Origin of the sequence: Alistipes sp. AF48-12, from assembly GCF_003477565.1 — a bacterium.
In the GTDB taxonomy this organism is placed as follows: Bacteria; Bacteroidota; Bacteroidia; order Bacteroidales; family Rikenellaceae; genus Alistipes_A; species Alistipes_A hominis.
Genome location: NZ_QUDJ01000016.1, coordinates 17,116 through 38,624, shown reverse-complemented (window position 1 = coordinate 38,624; position 21,509 = coordinate 17,116). Strand labels below are relative to the sequence as shown.

The following is a 21,509-nucleotide window of genomic DNA, read 5'->3' as shown; positions in this document are numbered from 1 at the left end:
CTTCTTAACGTTTTATGGATTCGATAAATTGTTGTCTCGCGAATCGAGGTATCCTTGCAGGATGATCGCCGCGCTGACGCGGTCGACCAGCCCCTTGTCCTCGCGGCGGCGTTTTTTCGGAACGCCTCCGTCGATCATCGCCCGCAGCGCCAGCTTCGAGGTGAACCGCTCGTCGAACAGTTCGATCCGCATCGCGGGCATCTCTTTACGTAGTTTCTCGACGAACGGACGGATGTAGGTATAGGACTCCGACGGCTGCCCGTCCATCTGCAGCGGCATACCGATTACGATCGCGTCCACCGCGTTGGCCGCGGCGTAGCTCTTGACGTAGTCCATCAGCGTATGGGTCGGAACGGTATCGAGGGCGTTGGCGATGATCTGCAACGGGTCGGTCACGGCAAGGCCCGTCCGTTTGCGTCCGTAATCGATAGCCAATATTCTCCCCATATGCGACGATAATCCGTTGAATGATCCGATTGCTGCGTCCGGCCGCCTTGCCCGCAGCGTTTCCATGGGACTCTCCCGGGGACGTTTGGTGATTCCCCGGTAGATATCCGGCTGGTTTATAGCTTGATCCGCAGACGGACTAGCGGGCGACAGACGGCATGAAACGCGCGTTATTCTGTGCAAAGTTAAGAAAAAAACTTATCTTTGTTTTGCATTCTGGAGATTATGTGTTTTCCGGACGATCCCGCTGCGATCGCAATACGGAAACCGCGAGGCGGACGAAAGACGAGTGAAAATGCAATTAGGGTATCGGTTTAAAAAAGAAGATGAGCGTATGATGACGTTACAGGAAGTTATAGTGGAGTCGCATGACGATTTTCCGATATGGTCGTCCGTCGTCGTCGGTTTCGATGACGACAAAAGTTTGGTCGTGTTGCTCGAACACGACGATTACGACGAGCCGGACTATGCTTACAAGGTTTATGCGACCGTCGATAAGCGCGACGCGATGGGAATGGCCCGGCGTCTGAACGTTTCGTTGACCGATTTGCCGGCAATCATTTTTAAACGGTACGGCGAAGCTTCGAACGTATTTGTACCTTCCGAGGTGGAAGCTACTTTTAAAGACATCCTGGATTTTATCCTCGATTGCGGCGTCCGCTATCGTTTGAAGAGAGAAGATAAATCGTGAAAGGCCGTTTGCAGCCCGGCGTTGCCGCACGGACGTTTCCGCTTTTCGCCGGCAGTTTCTTTTTTATTCGTATTTGTCCGTTAAATCTCTTATATATAGTTGGATGCAATATTTCTTGCGGAGAACTTCTTTTGGAAATCTCCGAATAAAAACATATACTTGCACTCCGTATGTTTAAATTTAACCGACTCTTTTTTTGATATGAAAAAACCAGGTTTTCCGGTATGGCTGTTCGCATTGCTGTCGTTCGGCAGTTTGTATGCGCAGGACGGGAACGTTTTGCCGGCGGGCATTCCGACCGACGGGGTGCATATCCGCGACCCGTTCGTGCTGGCCGATTCGTCGGACGGGACTTACTATATGTACGGGACGACCCGCGGAGACGGGTTCGACGTTTTTTCGAGCCGCGATCTGGAGACTTGGCAGGGGCCCCGCGCAATTTTTCAGCGGACTCCTGATTTTTGGGGCGATCAATGTTTCTGGGCGGCCGAGTGCCATGCTTATAAGGGCAAATATTATTTGTTCGCGACGGTGCGCGGTGCGGCAGACAGTCTGCTCGGAACGGCCGTTTTCGTTGCGGACAGTCCGAAAGGCCCTTTTCGCGAGCACAGCAAGGGACGCTTGACGCCGCGAACGTGGCAGGCGCTCGACGGGACGCTGTACGTCGATGGGAAGGGGAATCCGTGGATGGTTTTCTGCCACGAATGGACGCAATTGGGCGACGGAACGGTGGAAGCCGTCCGGTTGAGCCGCAACCTGAAAAAAGCCGTCGGAAAACCGGCGACGCTGTTCCGCGCGTCGTCCGCGCCGTGGGTCAGGCCGCATACGCCGGGCAATTACGTGACCGACGGACCGTTCCTGTACCGGAACCGGAAAGGCGAACTGCTGATGCTGTGGTCGTCGTTCGGCGACCGTGGGTACGCGATCGGGGTGGCCCGTTCGCAGAGCGGCGAGGTTGCCGGGCCGTGGTTGCAGATGCCCGAGGCGCTCTTCGCGCGCGACGGAGGGCACGGAATGTTGTTCCGTACGTTCGACGGAGAACTGTTGCTGAGCATCCACCGGCCGAACGTGCCGCCCGACGAGCGTCCGCGCTTTTTCCGGGTGGAAGAGAAGGCCGACGGATCGCTCTGCCTGGTCGAAAAGCAGGCGGAATAAACCGATGAAAAAATAATCCATTTACGATAATGACACAGGAAGAACTTTTTAAAAAGCTGGTTGCTCACAGCAAGGAGTACGGGTTTATTTTCCCGTCGAGCGAAATATACGACGGTCTGAGCGCCGTATACGATTACGGGCAGCAAGGCGTGGAGTTGAAAAACAACATCAAGCGTTACTGGTGGGAGTCGATGGTGCGGCTGCACGACAATATCGTCGGGATCGACTCGGCGATCTTCATGCACCCGAAGATATGGGAAGCGTCGGGACATGTCGGGGCGTTCAACGATCCGCTGATCGACAATCGCGATTCGAAGAAGCGTTACCGCGCCGACGTGCTGATCGAGGATTTCATCGCCAAACAGGACGAGAAGATCGCCAAAGAGGTCGAAAAGGCCCGTAAGCGTTTCGGCGAAGCGTTCGACGAGGCGAAATTTCTCGAGACGAACCCGCGCGTAATCGAACACAAGGCCAAACGCGACGCCGTGCACAGCCGGATGGTCGCCGCGCTGAACGACAACAACCTGGAAGAACTGCGCCAGATCATCGTCGATAGCGAGATCGTTTGTCCGATCTCCGGTACGCGCAATTGGACGGAAGTGCGCCAGTTCAACCTGATGTTCGAAACGAAGATGGGGTCGGTCAGCGAGGGCGCCAACACGATCTACCTGCGGCCCGAAACGGCACAGGGTATTTTCGTCAATTTCCTGAACGTGCAGAAGACCGGCCGGATGAAAATTCCGTTCGGGATCGCACAGATCGGTAAGGCGTTCCGCAACGAGATCGTCGCTCGGCAGTTCATTTTTCGTATGCGCGAGTTCGAACAGATGGAGATGCAGTTTTTCGTGCGTCCCGGCGAGGAACTCGAGTGGTTCAAAAAGTGGAAGGCGACGCGCATGAGTTGGCACCGCGCGCTCGGTTTCGGCGACGAGCACTACCGTTTCCACGACCACGACAAGCTGGCCCACTATGCCAATGCCGCGACCGACGTCGAATACGAATTTCCGTTCGGATTCAAAGAGGTGGAGGGAATCCATTCGCGCACCGATTTCGACCTTGGCAACCATCAGAAGTTCTCCGGCAAGAAGATTCAGTATTTCGATACCGAGACCGGCGAAAGTTATGTGCCTTACGTGGTCGAAACGTCGATCGGCGTCGACCGGATGGTGTTGCAGGTGCTGTCCGCTTCGTACGAGGAGCAGCAGCTCGAAGGCGGCGAGAGCCGTATCGTGATGCATATTCCGACGGCGCTGGCTCCGGTCAAGGCCGCCGTGCTGCCGCTGGTCAAAAAGGACGGTTTGCCCGAAGTGGCCCGCGATATACAACATGCGCTCAAATGCGATTTCAACGTACAGTACGACGAGAAAGACAGTATCGGCAAGCGTTACCGTCGTCAGGATGCGATCGGAACCCCGTTCTGCATTACGGTCGACCACCGGACGCTCGAAGACAAGACGGTGACCGTGCGGCACCGCGATTCGATGGAACAGCAACGCGTCGCGATTGCCGATCTGTCCGGCATGATCGCCGAGGAGACCGGTTTCCGGAACTTTTCGCCAAGCTGTGTTAATCGGGTAAATACCCGCAGGAACGAGAGGCTGCCCCGCGAGAGGCAGCCTTCGCTGTTTGCGGGTTTCGAAAAGATACGTATCTTGCATCGGAAAAGGATGCGCAAAAAAACGGTTTATGAAAGGAACTGCACTTTTCCCGGGGTCGTTCGATCCCTTTACGTTGGGACATAAATTCGTCGTAGATCAGGGGCTCGAACTTTTCGACCGCATCGTGATCGCCATCGGCGTCAACAGCGAGAAGGCGGGGTTGCTGACCCCCGACAACAGGGCGCGACTGATCCGCGACCTGTACCGCGGCGAACCGCGGATCGAGGTGCGGATCTACACCGAGCTGACCGGGCAGTTGTGCCGACAGTTGGGTGTCAAGACGATTCTCCGAGGGTTGCGCAATACGGTCGATTTCGAGTACGAGCGGAACATCATGCAGGTCAACCGGGCGCTGTTTCCGGAGATCAACACCGTGCTGCTGTTCACCCCGGCCGATTACGTGGCCATCTCGTCGAGCGTGATTCGCGAGCTGCTCGCTTTCGGCGGCGACCCGACCCCGCTGATGCCGGAAAACATCGATATTAAGAATTATATGTAATTGTTTGAACCGATAAAATACTGGAAAATATGGAATTTACTGCGGAACTCATCGCCGGTTTCCTCGGCGGGGAAATCGTTGGCGATCCGAAAGCCGTCGTCACCTCGCTGGCCAAGATCGAGGAGGGCAAACCCGGAACTCTCGCTTTTTTGTCGAACCCGAAGTACGAACACTATATCTACGATACCCAGGCGAGCATCGTGATTGTCAACAGATCGTTCGAGCCGACGGCTCCGGTAGCGGCGACGATGGTGAAGGTAGAGGATGCCTATTCGTGCTTTGCGAAGTTGCTCGAACTTTATGTCGCCAACAAACCTCAGAAGACGGGCGTCAGTCCGCTGGCGTCGGTCGATCCGTCCGCCGCGGTCGGAGAGGGGGGCTTACATCGGCGCCTATGCGGTGATCGAACAGGGCGTAAAGACCGGTAAGAATTGCAAAATATATCCGCAGGTATATCTCGGCGACGGGGTGCGGCTCGGCGACAACGTGACGCTGTATCCGGGCGTCAGGATTTACGAAGCCTGCGTTATCGGCAACAATGTGACGATCCACGCCGGATCGGTGATCGGCGCCGACGGTTTCGGTTTCGCCCCGGACGAAAAGGGCGAATTCCACAAAATTCCGCAAATCGGCAACGTGCGGATCGAGGACGATGTCGAGATCGGAGCCAATACTTGTATCGATCGCGCTACGATGGGTTCGACCGTGATTCATAAGGGCGTCAAACTCGACAACCTGATCCAGATCGGCCACAATGTGACGGTCGGGGCCAATACGGTGGCCGCGTCGCAGGTCGGCGTAGCGGGTTCGTCGAAAGTGGGCGCCGGGTGTATGCTGGGCGGACAGGTCGGCATCGCCGGACATCTGACCGTCGGCGACGGCGTGAAATTGGCTTCCAAGTCGGGGATTTCGAACAGCATTCCCGACGGGGAGACTTACATGGGGAATCCGGCGATGCCCGGTATCAAATACCACCGTTCGCACGCCGTGTTCCGCAACCTGCCCGATCTGAGTTATAAGGTGAGACAGCTCGAAAAAGAACTTGAAAAACTGAAAGCGCAGCTTTCGGCAGAATAATTGCGGAGGATCGTTCGGTGGACGGCAGGGTGATTATGGGCATCGACCCCGGAACCAACACGACCGGTTACGGCGTGATCCGTACCGAGGGCAATGCGCTCTCGTGCATCGTGCTGGGCGATATCGACCTGCACCGGATCGGCGATCCGTACCAAAAGCTGAAGTATATTTTCGAGCGGGTCGGGGCGCTGATCGACCAGTACCGTCCGGACGAAGTGGCGCTCGAATCGCCGTTTTTCGGCGAAAACGTACAGAGTATGCTGAAGCTGGGACGGGCGCAGGGAGTGGCGATGGCCGCCGCGCTGAGCCGTGGCGTGACGGTGTCGGAATACGCCCCGCGCCGGATCAAGCAGGCGATTACCGGTCAGGGCGCCGCGTCGAAGGAACAGGTCGCGATAATTCTCAAAAAACTGCTGCGATTGGAGGAGCTGCCGCGGCGTCTCGACGCGACCGACGGACTCGCCGTCGCCGTTTGCCACTTTTTCCAGTCCGCTCCGGTGCCGACGCTCGAAAGTCGCTGTCGGAAAAAGGCGCTCGGCGGCGGTCCCGCTTCCGTAAGTTGGGAGCGTTTTATTTCCGATCATCCGGAACGGGTCAAAAAGTGATTGTAGAACGGAATAATTCCGAAAGCATATGAAAAAATATTTGATTTCATCGATCGTAGCTGCGGCCGTGTTGTGTTCGTGCGCGCAGCCGAAACAGCAGACCGGTTATCGGATCGCCGGCGAGATCGCCGGCGTTGCCGGAAAAGTATACCTGACCGTATTCGAAGGCAAGCTGCCGCGGGTGATCGACTCGGCCGAAGTAAAAAACGGGGCGTTCGAATTTTCGGGCGACTGCGCGGTGCCGATTTTTGCCGCCGTCGAAACTCCGGACGTTCCGTTGGTGCGGTTTTTCCTCGAAAACAGCCCGATGATCCGGATCGTCGGCGCGGCCGACCGGCCGCAGGATATCCGGGTGACGGGTTCGGCGACGGAAGATCTTTACCGGCAGTTCCTCGGGCAGGCCGATTCCGTCGCGAAATTGCTGGACAGCGATTCGGTGAAGCTGTCCAGTACGCGGATCGCCTCGATCTGGAGAAACAAAGGGATAGTCTCGGCCGGGTATTCGTCCGGAAGCATTCCGGCAGCGTGGCGGCGGCTTATGTGCTGTTTCGCGGCCTTTCGTACGAGATGTCTGCGAAGGAGATCCGTCAGGCGCTGGACGGGCTGACCCCGCCGGCCAGCGCTTCGGCTTATGCGGAGCTGCTCGAAAAGATGGCCGCTGCGCTGGCGAGAACCGAACCGGGGCAAAAATATGTCGATATTTCGGTTCCGGATACGGCCGGGATGGAGTTGCCGTTGTCGCGGTTTGTCGGCGAGGGAAAATACGTGTTGCTCGATTTCTGGGCTTCGTGGTGTCCGCCTTGCCGTGCGGAGATTCCCAACCTCGTGACGGCTTATAAAGAATTTCATTCGAAAGGTTTCGAGATTTACGCGGTATCGCTCGACAAAAACAGAAAGGCGTGGCTGGACGGCATCAAAATGTTTAAAATGGATTGGCCGCAGGTTGGCACCCTGAAATTCTGGGAGAGCGCCGCAGCCGAAACCTACGGGGTTCGTTCGATTCCGTCGAACGTGTTGATTGGCCCGGATGGGACGATCCTGGCCCGTAACCTGATGGGAAGCGCGCTTTTGCAGAAGTTGGGGGAATTGCTGGTGCCGCAGCCTTCAAAAAGCGCTGCCGCTTCCGAAAACTCCGCCCCTGCGAATTAATGCGGGAGTCCGTTCCCCCGTATTGAAATGAATGTTCCCGATTTCCGGGGTTTTCATAAGTTCTTGAGGAAAAAATTTGTAAGGAATAATTTTTTGCTTATCTTTGCACTCGCAAAAGGGAAAGGCTCCGTAGCTTAACTGAATAGAGCACTTGACTACGGATCAAGAGGTTACAGGTTTGAATCCTGTCGGAGTCACAAAAACGATTTGCGTAAACGGTGTAGCTGAATAAGTTACACCGTTTTTTATTGTTCTTAGGTAAAACATAGGTAAAACTTTTGAGAATTTCACAGCACAATCTATTTATCTGTATATCAATCGAATACACTTGCAAATATAGAATTAATTTCGTAACTTCGGGATACGATTTTCAGCAACGGAGTTATGAATCATGTTGAGTTATTGCCGTCGAATCGGCGGGATGTTGTTATTAAACAGGTGTTTGATACGTTGGACATGTCGGAAACCACCCGCCGGGAATATGCGGTACGAATACGGCACTTTTTACGGTTTACCGATACGCACGGACTGAATCGTAACAGTTATTTGGAATACAAGCGTTATTTGCAAGGTTGCGAGACGTTCAGCGTATCGACCAAAAACAAATACCTGATTTCGGCAAAGGTATTCCTCGACGGGTTGTACCGGGTACAACTGATCCCGCAGAAGATCACCGACGGCGTAAAAGGATTTTCCCAAAACAGGCTACACAAGAAAGACGGCCTGACCGATGAAGATATAGGAAAGTTACAGTCGTACTGTTCCGCATTGGAACCGACAAAAGCTAATCTAAGACTGAGAGCGATAATCGCTCTCTTTTTGTTTCAGGGCCTCCGGCAAATCGAAGTTGTCCGATTGAATGTCGAAGATATTTCGTTCCGGGATAAAGTCGCTTTGATTCGCGGCAAAGGCCGGGACGATAAAGAACCCGTGTATTTGCATCCTTCGACGGTGAAAGTCTTACGGGAATACCTGCGGTTATATCGTTTCCGCGAGGGCGCATTATTCCGGAGCGACAGCAACCATTGCCGGGGCGGACGGCTCACGACGAAATCCGTCCGGGAGATTATCAAACGAACGTTCCATACCTTACAAATCGACGGAAGCGCGCACGGCTTCCGTCACTATTTTATCACGAAGCTGATAAAGTCCTACAAGGGCGAATTATTAACCGTATCGAAATACAGCCGCCACCGGAGTATTCAGATGCTCGAAGTGTATAACGACGAAGTGATCCGGCAGGAAGATTTGCCGAGGTATTACAGCGTATTCAAAGATATACGGATTTGAGAAAGCCGCGATACATATATTGCTTGGAAGGGAACTGGAACACCAACCCGCGAAGCAAGCAAAATATCCGTTCGATCCTCGATATTCTCTACTACTCCGCCGGGATTAGATACGTCTACCGCAAGTGCAACACGAAAGACGAGTTTTTCGAATACCTCCGGCAATTCACCTTCAAGCGGTACAAGAACTACCGGATTCTGTACATTGCCTTTCATGGCCGACCGAACGGCATACAGATCGGGCGCGACTTCGTGACGTTATCGGAGATTGCGGACGTTTTGGAGGGCGAATTAGCCGATTGTGCGGTTCACTTCGGGAGTTGCAGCACCATGCGGACGAAACGCGCAAATATCGACGATTTCCTGCACCGCACAAAAGCAGACCTTCTTTCGGGTTATCGGAAGCAAGTGGATTTTATTGAGTCTACGGCAGAAGAATTACAATACTTACAAATAAATAATCGTTTTACATATAGACAAAAGCAGAACTTTGTTTCAAAATTAAGTATTGCAATTTTTAGGTAAAATTGTATATTTGTTTATGCGTAAGAAGATTCGAAATGCAATTTCGTACATAGGAGCATTCCTATTTATTTTTGGGATACTCCAGCTTCTTGTGAGTTTATTTTGTGATCCTTGGCATATTGCCATAGTTTTTATTTCTTCTTTGCTCACTGTTATTGTGATTCGCAACCACTTTACGCCTCCATGTCCAAGTGAGAAATATTAATATTTTTCTCGCGGATTTTTCATTTCAACAAGAATTTTACACAAATCTTCAGGATTCTCTATTTTAAGGGTTTCTATTTTCTTTATCAATGCCTTCTGTCTTTGCCTATCTTTCCGTTTGTCAAGAAATTCACTTATATGTTGAATTATTCCTTTGGTCGATATATCTAATCCCCATTTTTCAATAGAAAATTTTCCGCCATTGAGAAGAAGAATTAATAATCCCAATATGCTTATTCCTGCGGGAGACAAAGCATACATGATAATATCCCCGGGAGATTGAACGCACACTTTCATATTGATTTCATCCACATCAATACCCAAGCTATTTTCGTCGGAATATTCCTTAACAAGAGATAATAAATCGCCAACAAAAAGAAAGTCTGTTACAGCAATCTCTTTCTTAGTCTGAACATTTAAAACTAAGAATGTCATCTTGCCCTTTCGGTAGAAGTTTCCGGTTGTACTATCTATAAATTGGGAATAATTATTGGCACTAGAAACAATGTGCCGAGAATTAAATAATAATTGAAGTTGAGGATTGAGTTGTTTCCTATTATATTGTTTGATCCAAGAAATTTTTATCCTTTTAACAAACGGACAATTTTGCAAAAGATTAGAATCTTTTTCTTCATATACTTTGCCATCTACAATACCTATTGCAATAACTTTTTCATTAGATTTCCCCGGAACAATTACCAAATCACCCTCTTTTATTTCACAACAAAATTTTAAAAGTTGAGCTGCGGCATAACTTGCATTTAGTTTATCATCGTTGTTTGTTTCTTTCTTTGGGTGTTTAGAGGCGAAAATCTCTTTGAGTTTAGGAGAGGCATCGACTCCAAAACTATGAGCGAATTTGACTTCTTTCAATGAAATTTCATCATATCCAATTGCCACATATCTATTCTGATAGAAGTCATCATAATAATCACCACCCATTGATCTCACTAGCCAATAGTTTCTATTTTCAGGAATATTCGATGTATTATCTAATAAATTAGATAGATTTAATTCATTCATTGCAAACGTTCATTTAAAGTATTGATTGTAAATCTAGCGATTTTTATTCGAATAACAATGACTAGGTCTCATACTTTGAATGCGTTAGATAATAATAATCCCAAATTTAGATTTATACATGCGTTCACGTGATGTAATAAGAATATCGATCCTTTTTATGTAATTTAACGTTTGATAACTGTAATTACAGAACATTGGAATTTCAAACAAAAACGGAGGCTTTTCGGCCTCCGTTCGTGTGAGTATCAGATTCGGACTATTCCACTAAAACAATGCTTTGGACTTGTACGTTCTCGGACAGTTTGTTGAAACTTCCGGCCTTCCAGTCGTAAACGCCGACCGAATAGGTTTTGGTTTCCCAATCTTCCTCGCTGAGACCGTACATGCGTTCGGTCGCCGCGTCGTAATTCCAGCCGAACCAACTGTCGGCAATGTCGCCGCCGATTTTATTCCCTAACGTCATAGCAGTCGGATCGACGGTATAAAGATCGGTTACGGCGCTTTCGTTTGCCGTTCCGTAATTCGCGACACGCTCGTATACGGCGCAAATGTCGTTGCCTTTTCGGAACAGGTAATCGACGTTATCCGTAGCCAACCGCTCGCCGAGTACCGCTTTCTGCGTCGCCATATCAAACGCCAACAGGTGAAAATCTTCATTCTCTCCGTCGTAAATACGAGGAGTAGTCAGCATTCGGTCGCTTTGCGGATCGTATACCAACGTTCCGTAATCGCTCCAACCTATATCCTGTGTGGTCGTAGGTAGGAATTTTCCGAACGTTACCTTGTCGATCGCTCCGGTCTGCGGGTCGATTTCCGACAGCGAAATTTCGGTATCGGCGGCAACGGCGGATGTGCCGACGCAAAGCGCGTAAAGTTTATCTTCCGTAACGCCGAGCATTTCAATATCGGGAATCGTTTCCGTCAACACCTCGTAGGTTTTCGTCTCGGGATCGAAACGACAGACCGCTCCGGTTCCCCACGCTTCCTCGCGGGCGACGCCGAAGATCATGCCGCTGCCGGGGATCGTCACCGCGCCGCTGAGGTATTCCCCATCCTGAAGCGCCGCGATTTCGGTCACCGCGCCGTTCTCCGCGTCGATTCGATAAACTACGGTATGATTGTCTTTGATCCCGAAACCGTACAGGATAGCCGTTTGCGGTTCTGGCCCAGGTTCTTTTTCTTTCACGCTGATATTGCCCAGATTCATTTCCTTTTCGGCACGTTTCAGGATAACGGCATTTTCTCCGACAGATAAACCTTCCGGTAGTGTAAACGTCAATTTCGATGCCGTCACTTCGATAACAGTCGCTTCTATGGCGGATGAAGTGTTATTATCCGGAGTTAAAACCCGAAACAAAATGTGATCCTCCTGTACAAAACCCTTTCCTTCAATTGTAACGGCATCACCCGCGACAAACTGAGTCGTTGCCGGAGGTAAAACCACATCAGTAACGAGTGGATCGGGTTCAGGTTCTTTTTCCTTAACAGAGATTTTACCCAGCGTCATTTCGGAGGCGCCTCGTTTGAGGATCACCGAATTTTCTCCGGCGGACAGTCCTTCGGGCACTTCAAACGTCAGTTCGGTTGCCGTCACTTTGATAATCGTAGCGCGGATGTCTGTCGTCGGGGCGGTCGCTTTGGTCGGCACCCGGAACAGGATCGCGTCGGACGCGGTGAATCCGTTACCCGTGATCGTGACGGTTTCGCCCGAAGCGAACGAAGTGCCCGCGGCGGGAAGCGTTACATTCGTTACCAGCGGGTCGCCGCCCTCGTTCCCGCCGTCATCCTTACTGCAACCTACCAGCACCACGGCGCCGACAAGCATCGCTAAAAATAGTTTTTTCATAGATTTTTAAGTTAAAAAATAAGGTTTATTGCAATTGTTCCAATAAAGGTTTCAGGATACGGTTTATGAAATCTTCTCCGCAACGGGCGATCTTTTCGTCCGTCAATTGATCGTCGGGCGTTATCTGAAATTCGATATAGCCGTCTTCCGTATAAATCTCCCAATCGCCCGCGGATTCGATTTTGATCTTTTCGATCCATTCGTCGGTCAGGTATTGCGCGGAGTTCATTTCGCCCAATCCGAAATAGACCACATTCTGGGTTTCATCGGCGGTATAGCCGAACTGCACAGAAAACGATACGCCGTTTCGAACGTTTTTCCCGAAAGGGATGCAATAATACAATTCCAACACTGTGGTCAGATCGCGCAATGCTCCTTTTTTGTATTGTGTGAAACGATCTGTAAAAATGTATTTGCTCTGAAATTCTCTACCATTTTCAAAATCGAATTTCAGTCTTTTATGTTTGTCGAAAAACTCCGTTAAGCATTCTTCGATACGGTCGTACTGCGGATTCAGGATTTCCGACAGCGTGTCGATGGTCGTTGCGATGGCTTCCAGCACGACGGGCATATTGGCCAGACATTTGGTTTCGAGCGGTGTGATCTTATTCATAGGATTGTAGTTTTAAAATGTTTTTGCGGTAAAATCGTTTCAGGGAGGATAGCATCCGGCCCTGCTGCGAATCGGGTGTTTCCCAGTCGGGAGACAGAAGCCGGAAAAGCGTTGCCAAATAATTCTCGATTATCGGATCGGTCGGCGAGGCGATCAGGGAATTGAATACATGCGAATAGTCGGCATAGCGCCAGCAATCGCCGCAGTAGGCGCTGTTGTCGCGGTGGCTCAACAGGATAAAGAGCGTCCGGTCGTAATCGTCCGGCATCGTCTTTTCGACATACCGGCGGTAATTATCTAACTGGGTATGCCGCTTGATCGTTGCGACCTCCGAATAAATTTTGTTTTCGATGACGATCTGCCAGCCGTTCCCGCGAATCAGCAAGTCGATCCGCTTGTCATGGAAAGCATCTTTGTTCCATCTACGGCAGACATGCTCCGTTTCGACCTCGTAGCGGTCGCGGGCAATGTTCGCAAGGAATCGTTCGCGGTCGGGAATATCCGGCAGCGATCCGATAAAACGGGCCAGTCGCATACGGCCTTCGGGCGTGCATGCCCATGCGTGTTCCAGTAATTTGGAGTGATAGGTTTCGTGGCAGGCTTTCCCGATCACGTCCAGTATTCCGGCGTTGTTCAGGTACGGATGTTTTTCGACAAACCCGGCGATGCGGGTTTTGTAGAACTCGTCCCGGTGGGCTTCATAGAGCGGAACCAGTTCGTCGATAAAGGCGTTGAACGCCCGGAGCCGTCGATGGCGCTCGGCCTGTTCGGTTCGTTTGCGTTGTTCTTGCAGCCGGATCGTATCGTCGATCCATCGGCTGAATGTTTCGTGTACAGGCATAAAAAACGTGGACTAAACTTGTTTGTTTTTCGAGGTCGTAGGATAACCTTTACACCCAAACAGTAAAGCCCACGTCGTTGGACGTGAGCGTTTACGCTTTACTCTTGGGTGTTTTTGAAATTTCCTACGTTTCGAAAAACAAGAATAAAAGCTAACGCTTTGAATATGTATTATAAAACTTTTCTCTGTTTATTTCATTCGGTAACGGTTTCGATTACGCCTTAAAGATATAAAAACTTTTCGATCCGATTATTATGGCCGCAATAACAGTGACTTGTATGTCCGGATTTTCCGGGCCGGGGCTGATAGGTAGCGACTACCCGCAGGAATCCGTTCGGCTTATCTCATTTAAGGGTACCCCCTCGGAACCGATACGCCGTTATGAAAAGTTACGGCGGGAAATTCGCCCTTGTCCGATTCGTGTTCCGAATACTGCCGATTTTCTCCCTTACCCGGAGACGGGATTGCATGGAATAAGGATCGGAACGATCCGAGACCGAACGAATACGGTGATAGGATATTTATATACTGTGTTACGGGAATGGGTAAGGATTCGAGCCGCGAAAATTTTTCCGAACGAAGCAATGTTTCCGCGATTTCGGTAACTATATGGAAGGCATTTATACAACCGTCCGAAAAATCCCCTTTTTCTTCGGGTTGCACGTCTAACGTATTTTGCTTCGATCTGTCGAGACTCCGGTATTTATTGGGGAATCATAGGATAATTATCCGTAAATTCTCAAAGCGATTTACGAACGAAAAATTACAAGCTGAAAAAATAAAAAAACAGCTTTGCACGGTTTTTATAAAGAATAATTTTTCATTCAATTTGAAGATATACAGAATATTATGTGCCTAAATGGGCTATTCCCGCGTTAAAGTGTGTAAAAAAATGTCGCTTTACACGCTTTACACGGTTTTAATTAAAGTGTTCCTTCGTATTTGTATTGCTGAAAGAAAAATCAATAATCACTCTGTTTACTTCCTTTTAATAGCTTCTCCACATCTTTACGGTGATATAGTGTAATTTTTCCCGGCTTAAAATAAGGCAATTTGCCTGTACTTCGATAGTTTTGTAATGTCCGGGAACTAATGTGGAGTATTCGCATGACTTCCTCCGAAGATAAATATTCTTTTTCTTCGTTTGCCTGCCGATTTAATAATTTCTCAATTCGACTTAGACGTGTTTCTAGTTCTTCTATTCTAGTTTCCAGAACTTCAATGGTTACTTTTTTTCTAACAGGTCCCATACTAATTCTTCAATTGAATCCAATGCTGAAATTTTTTTATCATCGACGATCTTTGCATATATCTGGGTCGTTTTGATATTCGTATGTCCCATCAACGCTGAAATTACATATAGATCGACTCCTGCTGTAACGGCTAAGGTTCCGAATGTATGACGCGCGACATGTGTTGAAAGCGTTTTTTGTAACCCTACTGAACGGCCGAGTTCTTTGAGATATTTGTTGATGCGTGTTATTTCAGAATTGATTTTATTGTATTGCTGAATCTCTGACAGTTGGTCGAACTGATCTCCGAGCCAAGTAAATATACGGGTCTGAGGATTAACTTCCGGAAGTCGTTTGTTTCGTTCGTGCGCTTGTTTACGCATAATCATAAAGGCTATATGATTTAATGGAATCGCTATTTTGCGCCCGGTTTTCCGCATAGTCGTATTGATGAATCTTTTTTGCCCATTTCTCGTATATGTGCTCCATTTTAGTGTAAGAATGTCGGAAATACGTAATCCTGTAAAACATTCAAATAAAAATATATCCCGTACACGATCCAATATATTTTGCTGCGATATTTCCGCAGATTTAATCGTGGCAATTTCTTTTTCCGTTAAGAAAATCCGTTCCGTGACTTCCACTTTGATCGAAAAATTATTAAACGGATTGTTGACCCAATCTAAATTATATTCTCTATAAAGTCTATTCACCACTGAACGAATAACTTTCAGGTTGGTAGCTACCGTATTAATGGAATTTCCTAACTCATATAGCAGGTAGTCCCGATAGTCTTCAAGAAAGGTGGTAGTTACTCTCCCTATCGGCAAAAGGGAACTACCAACATATTTGCTAAGTTTGGTAAACGCCGATTTGTCTCGTTTTGCCGTACCGATCTTTCCGTGATCGACACGTTTTTTTTATAGTTGATTCGGCGAATTGAAACAAATCAAGGACTAAAGAACTATGTAATTTTTCCCGTAGTGCATTAACCCCGAAATTATCCGAGGTACATTCGAGCATTAATAGCGTCTGTTCGAATTCAGCTTTGCGCTTACTGAGTAATGCATTGATTATTTTAGCTTGAGGATGTGACTTCTTAACGATTTGCTTTTGATCGTCCCATGTCATCGGAGGTATTTTTGTAACTGTTTTGTAAAGCGTCTCTTTGTTTTTTATGGCACGAATACGAAGAGGTGCTTCTCCTGTCCGAGAGTTCAATTTCTCGGTACGAAGTACGAATCTTATTGAGTAGGACATTTTTCTTTAAAGTTAATGACTTTTATTTTTAGGGAAAACATAGGGAAAACTTTTTCTGCTTTTGCGTGCATTTATCTGCTTGTATCGTTTTTGAAGCATTTTTACATATCACTCATTATTAGGTTTATGTATGAAGGATGGACGCACACAGAAGCAACTTCTTATAAACTGTCGGAGTCACTGATTGCAAACGGCTTGTCGGAAACGACAGGTCGTTTTTTATTGTTGTTTCGGGTGGATTTCGGGGTATTTTGAAAGGATTTTGTAAACGAAAGTGTAAACCGAAAATCGGTATGAATACAACGGTCGAGGTCGTGTTATACACCTCACACTCGCTAACGGGAAGCATCCTCTGATGCTGAGATTAACCAAAGCAGGGAAACGGAAGTATATCAGCCTGCATTTATCGTTCGCCCCGCAATTTTGAACCGCGGCCAAGAGTCGTCCGCGCCGTCACTATCCCGGTCGGGAAAAGATCGTCGCATTGATCGAGCGGAAGATCAGGGAATACGAGAAACAAATCGTCGACTTCAAAACCAACGAGCGGAGCGATACGCTGCACATGTGTCGCATGTCGACAATCCGTGCCCTTTTATTCTCCTTTCAAATCGTCTTCGTCGAGGCGTACCGTGATTTTCATCGGCTTCCCGTCTCTGACGATATCCAGTTTTCTCGTAAGACTTTCCTTGATTTTAACTGCATTATCGAACGATAAGTCTTTTAGGGTAAATCCGTTTATCGCAACAATTTCATCTCCCTTTTGCAAGCCGGCCTCCTTGTAATGATTGTTCTTGACATAATCGGGCATCATCGTGACGATTCGTCTCCCGTCCAAGGTCGTGTCTACTGAAAAATAGAATCTTCCGGAAAAATTATTGAAAATTCGGCTGAAGTTCCTGATCGGCTGCAATCCGACCTGCCGTGAATCGAAGTCAAAAAATACATTAAACCTTTTCAGGAAATTCAAACCGATGATCCCTCGTGCATAAGCGCTTAATTGCGTAGCGAATTCATCCGTATAGATGCGCATTGAATCGATCTTAAAACCATCGAAAGCGATTGCATTGACGTCATAACGACTCCGATAGTCACCTCCATGACCGCGATTTATCAGAACGGCATCCTCTCTTTTCCTGAAAAACTCGATCTCTTTCGCAGACGGGAGCAATACGAAGTCCTGCGCCATGCCGGTATCGATCAAATAAGGATAGTCGATTGTCACCGTATCTCCGGTCGCGCTTTTAACGGTCAACGGAAACTGTATATGGACCGTGTTCATGCTTCCTCGCTCGTTGACAAAAGGGAGCCAGTAACAGTCGGCGGGTCTCCGGAACTTTTCGGCTTCGTGTATCTCCAGATAATTATGCTCGAAATTAAGCTCCCAGACATGGGTCGAATCGTTATCGGGAAAGCCGACCGTTCCCTGTAGATCTTCGGCTGAACCGTATTTTTGATTCCGGATATGAAGATAATTATAAACCAGATCGACATTCGAAATAGCCGCTCTCGTCGGCTTCTTATGAATCGCCTGCCGGAATGAGGGGCTTTCCGAAGTTGCCCATCCCGTATGAGGTGAAAAATACACGTGATCGGGTTTGTCGCTCCATGCCGGCAAAGGATGAGTCGCGCAAAATGAGGAATCCAGGATCAGATAGCCGTTGGTAGCGCCGGTATCGAACAAGAAACGTCCCGTAATCGTGTCGTTGAACGCAACGGGAATGATGATTACTCTTTTTTCTTTTTCAAAGAAATAGGTTCTTCGGGATCGGGGCCCGACTTCACAGCCCGACAGCAACAGTACCGCGGCAGAAACCAGTAGTTCCAAGCAAAGGGAATTTCTCATATTAGAAAATATTGAACGAACAATTGCCTCTTCTGTGTTTCAGAAGGGGGGTGTTCTGCCGTTTGCCCCGACTTATCGAGCCGGACATTTGCTTTAAAGTTAGCGATTTTATTTTAGGAAAAACGTTGAGAAAAACTTTTTCCGCTTTTGCGCGCGTTTATTTGTTTGCCTTATTATTTGACTATCGGTGTGTAATACGCATTGTCAGTCAGATAGATGTAGGATGCGCTCGTCGGCAAGGCATCCGGCTCGGAGCCGTACGGGAAACCGCTTTGCCGAAACCGGTTTTTCTTCTCCGTTTACCTTAAGTTAACAAAAGGCAAGTCGAATTTCAATCGATTTTTATTTCGAATTGATCGTAATCCGCGACGCGCCAAGCGTATTTGGCCGTACGTTTCGATAATGCGAATAAAGGAGAGAATGTCCGCACGTAAATGGTTTTACCGTCCGGCATGAACTCGAGGATGCGCAACCAACAGTCCCCGCCATTCCCATTCCAGTCGCCGTCCCCGTTCTGCGAATTGAACATCATTTGAGGGATATTGCGACCGTCCGCGGCCTTGTCTACGCGATAAGCGGCCGTACTTCGGTAATCGATGCTGTCGGAGGAATCGATCTTAGGCGGCGTTCCTGTATGTCCGCACAGTACCAGCGAGATGTTTTTCGAGGGGTAAATCAGTTTGTCCCACACTTCCTGCGCCCAGTTTCGCGGCGTCAATTTATAACTTTCCTGCTTGATACGTTCTCCCGAGGTGCCCAGGAACGAATGCGTGAGAACGATGACTTTGTGATTGCGGAATTTTTCGGATTCGATCAGTTGACGGGCCCAATCCAACGCTTCGTCGCGGGGAGCGAATTCAAAAGCTATTACCAGGATATCGCCCCATGTTTTGTTATGAAATTCAAATGCCGCGTTTTCCATGGTGTTTATCCCCTGATAATTGCAGCCCGTGGCGACGAGCGAATTGGCGAAACACGAATTGCGTTCGGGATAGACGTACTCGGGCATGGATGAATAGCGGTTTTCCGCCGCGACGTACCCTACGTCGTGATTGCCCTGGGCGATGATATAAGGTATTTTGCCGTCCAGACGGGCCAGTCCTCTCGATACGGATTCCCATTGTTGACGTGAGGTCTGATCCCCATTGTAGGGATTGGGAACTCCTCCGCTCGTGAGCAGGTTGTTTTGCTCCACCATATCCCCCGTAAACAGGGCGGCTGCGATGCGTAAGCGTTCTGCATTTTGGGCGATCCATGCGGTCTGCAATTCGAACAAGGGCTGATTGGCGGCGAATTTGGTGTAACTCTGAGGATCCGGAACCATAATCATGGTAAAAGAACCGCTGTCTTTCAGAGTAGGGTACACAGGGATTTGCGGTTCACCCAACGGCCCTTGTGCGGACAGTCGTGCGGCAAAAAGCAATGCGAGAATGATATAAACCGATCGTTTCATGGGATAAACATTTTATACAAATATACGGTTAAATTATTTGCCGCACGTTAATAGCAGATGAAAAAACGGAAAAATCGAGCGCCGTAAAAGCCGGAGCCCGGTGTTGAGTCTGCCGATCCGATGAAATCGTTCCGCTGTTCGGGCGAAGGAGGTGGAGAATATTCATTTGCCCGGGAGGTTTTGGAAGGCATTGGGGGCGTCTCGAAAATAAAATTGCATTCCGATGTGGCGGCATTATCGCCAAATCGTTTATATTTGTGATGTCAATCAGAGAATATGCCGAACCTTTACGTCATAGCGGGGTGCAACGGGGCGGGGAAAACGACTGCTTCTTACGCCGTTCTGCCCGAAATGCTGGAGTGTAAGGAATTCGTCAACGCGGACGAAATTGCGAAAGGGCTGTCCCCTTTCAATCCGGGTAGCGTTGCGATCGAGGCGGGACGGCTGATGCTCCGGAGAATCCATGAGCTGATCGACCACGGCGTCGATTTTGCGTTCGAAACGACTTTGGCTACGCGTTCGTATGCGAGTCTGATCCGAACCGCTCAAAGCAAGGGATATTATGTGTCGCTGGTCTATTTTTGGCTGAATTCGCCGGAACTGGCCGTCGGCAGGGTACAGATGCGGGTGGAAGCGGGAGGGCATAACATCGATCAGAAAGTCGTTCGGAGGCGGTATCGCAGCGGAATTAAGAATCTGTTCGATATTTATATTCCCGTTTGCGACTACTGGATCTTGCTGGACAATTCCCGCCCGCCTTCTAAAGTGATCGCCAAAGGCAATCGGGATAAAACAAAATCGATCGTTGAAACGTTAATATATAAAACGCTGAAGAATTATGAGTGACATAGAAGTCCAGCAAATGGAAGAAAACATACTGAGGGGCGTAGCCCTTGCGTATGAACGGCTCGTAGAGCAGAAGAAAAAAGAGGACGGAGAACTCGTTTTCGCGCGTGAAGACGGCAAGATCGTGAAAGTCAAAGCGAAGGATTTACAATAGAGGCTAATCTCCAATGTGCCCCGGCCGGAACAGGCCGGGGTTTCTTTTTTGCGGCGTGACGGCGGTACGGATCGCTTTACGGTTAACCGTACGTCGGAATAAATGCTATTTTTGCAGCAAAATCTGAGGTATGAATGCAAAAGCCAAAGGTTATCTGCTGGGAACCGTCGCCGCGGCGACGTACGGTATGAACCCGCTGTTCGCCCTCCCGCTTTATAAAGCCGGTATGGATCCCGATTCGGTGCTGTTTTTCAGGTATCTTTTCGCGATCCCGATTCTGGGCGTTATGCTTAAGGCCCGCGGGCGCGATTTCGGGCTGCGCCGCCGGGAGGTGTTGCCGCTGATCGTCCTGGGCCTGCTGGTGGCCCTCTCTTCGCTGACCCTGTTCCTGAGCTATAACTACATGGACGCAGGCATAGCCTCTACGCTGCTGTTCGTCTATCCGATTTTCGTGGCGCTGATTATGGCCTTCTGGTTTCGGGAGAAGCTTTCCATGCAGACGGCGTTGTGTATCCTGCTGGCATTGGGCGGCATCGCGCTGCTTTACGAAAGCGGCGACGGCGCGACGCTCGATCTTACGGGGACGATCCTGGTGATGGTTTCGGCACTCTCTTATGCGATCTATATCGTCGGGGTGAACCGCCCGGCGCTGAAATCCGTCGCGACGCTCAAAGTGACCTTTTACGTCTTGCTGTTCGGGCTGTCGCTGTTCTTCGTCCGGCTGGACTTCGGCAGCGCCGTCAGCGTTCCGGATCGCTGGTATTTATGGGGGAATCTTGTCGCCCTGGCCGTTTTCCCGACAGCGATATCGTTTCTTTGTACGACCCGCGCCATCCAATACATCGGTTCGACTCCCACGGCTATTCTGGGAGCTCTCGAACCCGTGACGGCCGTATTTTTCGGCGTGGCGGTTTTCGGGGAGTCCCTGACTCTGCGGATCGGGTGCGGAATTTTACTGATTATCGTGGCCGTGAGTCTTATCGTCGCGGGGAACAGGATCGCGTCTTACCTCGTGCGTTTCCGCAAGTTGTTCCCGCGGCTGCCTCTGAATCGGAAAGGTTGCCGTAATGCCGGGAAATAACCGTTTGTCCGGATGGCG

The 21,509-nt window shown here is 49.4% G+C and carries 23 protein-coding genes, 1 tRNA gene and 2 pseudogenes; 15 read left to right on the top strand and 11 right to left on the bottom strand.

Features of this window, described 5'->3' with window-relative positions:
* Nucleotides 1-12: 12 nt before the first annotated feature.
* Nucleotides 13-447 carry a Holliday junction resolvase RuvX gene (ruvX, locus tag DW082_RS10715; protein ID WP_055203273.1) on the bottom strand — a complete coding sequence of 145 codons (435 nt, stop codon included), beginning with the start codon at nt 445-447 and terminating at the stop codon, nt 13-15.
* A gap of 334 nt (nt 448-781) precedes the next feature.
* On the opposite strand from ruvX, the gene DW082_RS10710 reads away from it, so the two are divergent.
* The 11 genes and pseudogenes from DW082_RS10710 to DW082_RS10660 all read left to right on the top strand — a co-directional run bounded on the left by DW082_RS10710 (nt 782) and on the right by DW082_RS10660 (nt 9,095).
* The gene (locus DW082_RS10710) at nt 782-1,138 is read left to right on the top strand and encodes a hypothetical protein (RefSeq protein ID WP_101573732.1); all 357 of its coding nucleotides are present in this window, start codon (nt 782-784) and stop codon (nt 1,136-1,138) included.
* A gap of 201 nt (nt 1,139-1,339) precedes the next feature.
* On the top strand, nt 1,340-2,293 hold the full coding sequence (locus DW082_RS10705; protein WP_118458565.1) for a glycoside hydrolase family 43 protein: 954 nt from the start codon (nt 1,340-1,342) through the stop codon (nt 2,291-2,293).
* A gap of 29 nt (nt 2,294-2,322) precedes the next feature.
* Nucleotides 2,323-4,035, top strand: a complete 1,713-nt coding sequence (locus tag DW082_RS10700) for a glycine--tRNA ligase (protein WP_259335600.1) — start codon at nt 2,323-2,325, stop codon at nt 4,033-4,035.
* Complete coding sequence (gene coaD / locus DW082_RS10695; RefSeq protein ID WP_055203279.1) at nt 3,980-4,450, top strand: pantetheine-phosphate adenylyltransferase; 471 nt, start codon at nt 3,980-3,982, stop codon at nt 4,448-4,450. Before DW082_RS10700 ends, coaD begins: the two co-directional genes overlap by 56 nt.
* A gap of 29 nt (nt 4,451-4,479) precedes the next feature.
* A pseudogene (lpxD, locus tag DW082_RS10690) lies at nt 4,480-5,527 on the top strand (UDP-3-O-(3-hydroxymyristoyl)glucosamine N-acyltransferase).
* Between the two features lie 35 nt (nt 5,528-5,562).
* Nucleotides 5,563-6,132 (top strand): crossover junction endodeoxyribonuclease RuvC, encoded by a 570-nt coding sequence (gene ruvC / locus DW082_RS10685; protein ID WP_055203606.1) that lies wholly within the window; start codon nt 5,563-5,565, stop codon nt 6,130-6,132.
* Between the two features lie 28 nt (nt 6,133-6,160).
* Complete coding sequence (locus DW082_RS10680; protein ID WP_118458562.1) at nt 6,161-6,739, top strand: DUF4369 domain-containing protein; 579 nt, start codon at nt 6,161-6,163, stop codon at nt 6,737-6,739.
* Complete coding sequence (locus DW082_RS10675) at nt 6,700-7,281, top strand: TlpA disulfide reductase family protein (protein ID WP_118458560.1); 582 nt, start codon at nt 6,700-6,702, stop codon at nt 7,279-7,281. The genes DW082_RS10680 and DW082_RS10675 overlap by 40 nt, the downstream gene beginning before the upstream one ends.
* 123 nt (nt 7,282-7,404) lie before the next feature.
* A tRNA-Arg gene (locus DW082_RS10670) sits at nt 7,405-7,478 on the top strand.
* Between the two features lie 241 nt (nt 7,479-7,719).
* Nucleotides 7,720-8,571, top strand: coding sequence for a tyrosine-type recombinase/integrase (locus DW082_RS10665; protein ID WP_259335599.1), 852 nt, complete (start codon nt 7,720-7,722; stop codon nt 8,569-8,571).
* A gap of 23 nt (nt 8,572-8,594) precedes the next feature.
* Nucleotides 8,595-9,095 carry a DUF6642 family protein gene (locus tag DW082_RS10660; RefSeq protein WP_118458556.1) on the top strand — a complete coding sequence of 167 codons (501 nt, stop codon included), beginning with the start codon at nt 8,595-8,597 and terminating at the stop codon, nt 9,093-9,095.
* 201 nt (nt 9,096-9,296) lie between these two features.
* Here DW082_RS10660 and DW082_RS10655 read toward each other — a convergent pair whose 3' ends face one another.
* From DW082_RS10655 to DW082_RS15500, 8 genes and pseudogenes are all read right to left on the bottom strand, one after another.
* On the bottom strand, nt 9,297-10,322 hold the full coding sequence (locus DW082_RS10655) for a hypothetical protein (RefSeq protein WP_147387014.1): 1,026 nt from the start codon (nt 10,320-10,322) through the stop codon (nt 9,297-9,299).
* Between the two features lie 256 nt (nt 10,323-10,578).
* Nucleotides 10,579-12,168 carry an IPT/TIG domain-containing protein gene (locus DW082_RS10650; RefSeq protein WP_118458552.1) on the bottom strand — a complete coding sequence of 530 codons (1,590 nt, stop codon included), beginning with the start codon at nt 12,166-12,168 and terminating at the stop codon, nt 10,579-10,581.
* A 25-nt stretch (nt 12,169-12,193) separates the two neighbouring features.
* The gene (locus DW082_RS10645; RefSeq protein ID WP_118458550.1) at nt 12,194-12,781 is read right to left on the bottom strand and encodes a hypothetical protein; all 588 of its coding nucleotides are present in this window, start codon (nt 12,779-12,781) and stop codon (nt 12,194-12,196) included.
* The gene (locus DW082_RS10640; RefSeq protein ID WP_118458548.1) at nt 12,774-13,622 is read right to left on the bottom strand and encodes a PD-(D/E)XK nuclease family protein; all 849 of its coding nucleotides are present in this window, start codon (nt 13,620-13,622) and stop codon (nt 12,774-12,776) included. The genes DW082_RS10645 and DW082_RS10640 overlap by 8 nt, the downstream gene beginning before the upstream one ends.
* A 962-nt stretch (nt 13,623-14,584) precedes the next feature.
* A complete protein-coding gene (locus tag DW082_RS10635; protein WP_118458546.1) occupies nt 14,585-14,872 on the bottom strand; it encodes a helix-turn-helix domain-containing protein in 288 nt (95 codons plus the stop codon).
* Entirely contained in the window at nt 14,848-15,498 is a 651-nt protein-coding gene (locus tag DW082_RS10630; protein ID WP_182424152.1) for a site-specific integrase, read from the bottom strand. Before DW082_RS10630 ends, DW082_RS10635 begins: the two co-directional genes overlap by 25 nt.
* Nucleotides 15,499-15,558: 60 nt before the next feature.
* A pseudogene (locus DW082_RS15340) lies at nt 15,559-15,756 on the bottom strand (phage integrase SAM-like domain-containing protein); the annotation flags it as partial.
* Nucleotides 15,707-16,114, bottom strand: coding sequence for an Arm DNA-binding domain-containing protein (locus tag DW082_RS15500; protein WP_118458543.1), 408 nt, complete (start codon nt 16,112-16,114; stop codon nt 15,707-15,709). The gene DW082_RS15500 and the pseudogene DW082_RS15340, both read right to left, overlap by 50 nt.
* Nucleotides 16,115-16,433: 319 nt before the next feature.
* Here DW082_RS15500 and DW082_RS15495 point away from each other — a divergent pair, with 319 nt between their 5' ends.
* Nucleotides 16,434-16,541, top strand: coding sequence for an Arm DNA-binding domain-containing protein (locus DW082_RS15495; RefSeq protein ID WP_366465293.1), 108 nt, complete (start codon nt 16,434-16,436; stop codon nt 16,539-16,541).
* Nucleotides 16,542-16,706: 165 nt separating this feature from the next.
* On the opposite strand, the gene DW082_RS10610 is transcribed toward DW082_RS15495, so the two are convergent.
* Entirely contained in the window at nt 16,707-17,939 is a 1,233-nt protein-coding gene (locus DW082_RS10610) for a hypothetical protein (protein ID WP_147387012.1), read from the bottom strand.
* 349 nt (nt 17,940-18,288) lie between these two features.
* Nucleotides 18,289-19,410 (bottom strand): metallophosphoesterase, encoded by a 1,122-nt coding sequence (locus tag DW082_RS10605; RefSeq protein ID WP_118458537.1) that lies wholly within the window; start codon nt 19,408-19,410, stop codon nt 18,289-18,291.
* 276 nt (nt 19,411-19,686) lie between these two features.
* Between DW082_RS10605 and DW082_RS10600 the strand changes: the two genes are divergently transcribed.
* The 3 genes from DW082_RS10600 (at nt 19,687) to DW082_RS10595 (ending at nt 21,491) form a co-directional block, all read left to right on the top strand.
* Nucleotides 19,687-20,256 (top strand): zeta toxin family protein, encoded by a 570-nt coding sequence (locus DW082_RS10600; protein ID WP_055203288.1) that lies wholly within the window; start codon nt 19,687-19,689, stop codon nt 20,254-20,256.
* Complete coding sequence (locus DW082_RS14560) at nt 20,249-20,410, top strand: hypothetical protein (RefSeq protein WP_172970774.1); 162 nt, start codon at nt 20,249-20,251, stop codon at nt 20,408-20,410. Before DW082_RS10600 ends, DW082_RS14560 begins: the two co-directional genes overlap by 8 nt.
* A 130-nt stretch (nt 20,411-20,540) precedes the next feature.
* Complete coding sequence (locus tag DW082_RS10595; RefSeq protein WP_118458535.1) at nt 20,541-21,491, top strand: DMT family transporter; 951 nt, start codon at nt 20,541-20,543, stop codon at nt 21,489-21,491.
* Nucleotides 21,492-21,509: the final 18 nt, after the last annotated feature.

Bases quoted from the DNA above. Each gene is read 5' to 3' on its own strand.
- ruvX (WP_055203273.1), bottom strand. From the start codon at position 447: ATGGGGAGAATATTGGCTATCGATTACGGACGCAAACGGACGGGCCTT.
- DW082_RS10710 (WP_101573732.1), top strand. From the start codon at position 782: ATGATGACGTTACAGGAAGTTATAGTGGAGTCGCATGACGATTTTCCG.
- DW082_RS10705 (WP_118458565.1), top strand. From the start codon at position 1,340: ATGAAAAAACCAGGTTTTCCGGTATGGCTGTTCGCATTGCTGTCGTTC.
- DW082_RS10700 (WP_259335600.1), top strand. From the start codon at position 2,323: ATGACACAGGAAGAACTTTTTAAAAAGCTGGTTGCTCACAGCAAGGAG.
- coaD (WP_055203279.1), top strand. From the start codon at position 3,980: ATGAAAGGAACTGCACTTTTCCCGGGGTCGTTCGATCCCTTTACGTTG.
- ruvC (WP_055203606.1), top strand. From the start codon at position 5,563: ATGGGCATCGACCCCGGAACCAACACGACCGGTTACGGCGTGATCCGT.
- DW082_RS10680 (WP_118458562.1), top strand. From the start codon at position 6,161: ATGAAAAAATATTTGATTTCATCGATCGTAGCTGCGGCCGTGTTGTGT.
- DW082_RS10675 (WP_118458560.1), top strand. From the start codon at position 6,700: ATGTCTGCGAAGGAGATCCGTCAGGCGCTGGACGGGCTGACCCCGCCG.
- DW082_RS10655 (WP_147387014.1), bottom strand. From the start codon at position 10,322: ATGAATGAATTAAATCTATCTAATTTATTAGATAATACATCGAATATT.
- DW082_RS10650 (WP_118458552.1), bottom strand. From the start codon at position 12,168: ATGAAAAAACTATTTTTAGCGATGCTTGTCGGCGCCGTGGTGCTGGTA.
- DW082_RS10645 (WP_118458550.1), bottom strand. From the start codon at position 12,781: ATGAATAAGATCACACCGCTCGAAACCAAATGTCTGGCCAATATGCCC.
- DW082_RS10640 (WP_118458548.1), bottom strand. From the start codon at position 13,622: ATGCCTGTACACGAAACATTCAGCCGATGGATCGACGATACGATCCGG.
- DW082_RS10635 (WP_118458546.1), bottom strand. From the start codon at position 14,872: ATGGGACCTGTTAGAAAAAAAGTAACCATTGAAGTTCTGGAAACTAGA.
- DW082_RS15500 (WP_118458543.1), bottom strand. From the start codon at position 16,114: ATGTCCTACTCAATAAGATTCGTACTTCGTACCGAGAAATTGAACTCT.
- DW082_RS10605 (WP_118458537.1), bottom strand. From the start codon at position 19,410: ATGAAACGATCGGTTTATATCATTCTCGCATTGCTTTTTGCCGCACGA.
- DW082_RS10600 (WP_055203288.1), top strand. From the start codon at position 19,687: ATGCCGAACCTTTACGTCATAGCGGGGTGCAACGGGGCGGGGAAAACG.
- DW082_RS14560 (WP_172970774.1), top strand. From the start codon at position 20,249: ATGAGTGACATAGAAGTCCAGCAAATGGAAGAAAACATACTGAGGGGC.
- DW082_RS10595 (WP_118458535.1), top strand. From the start codon at position 20,541: ATGAATGCAAAAGCCAAAGGTTATCTGCTGGGAACCGTCGCCGCGGCG.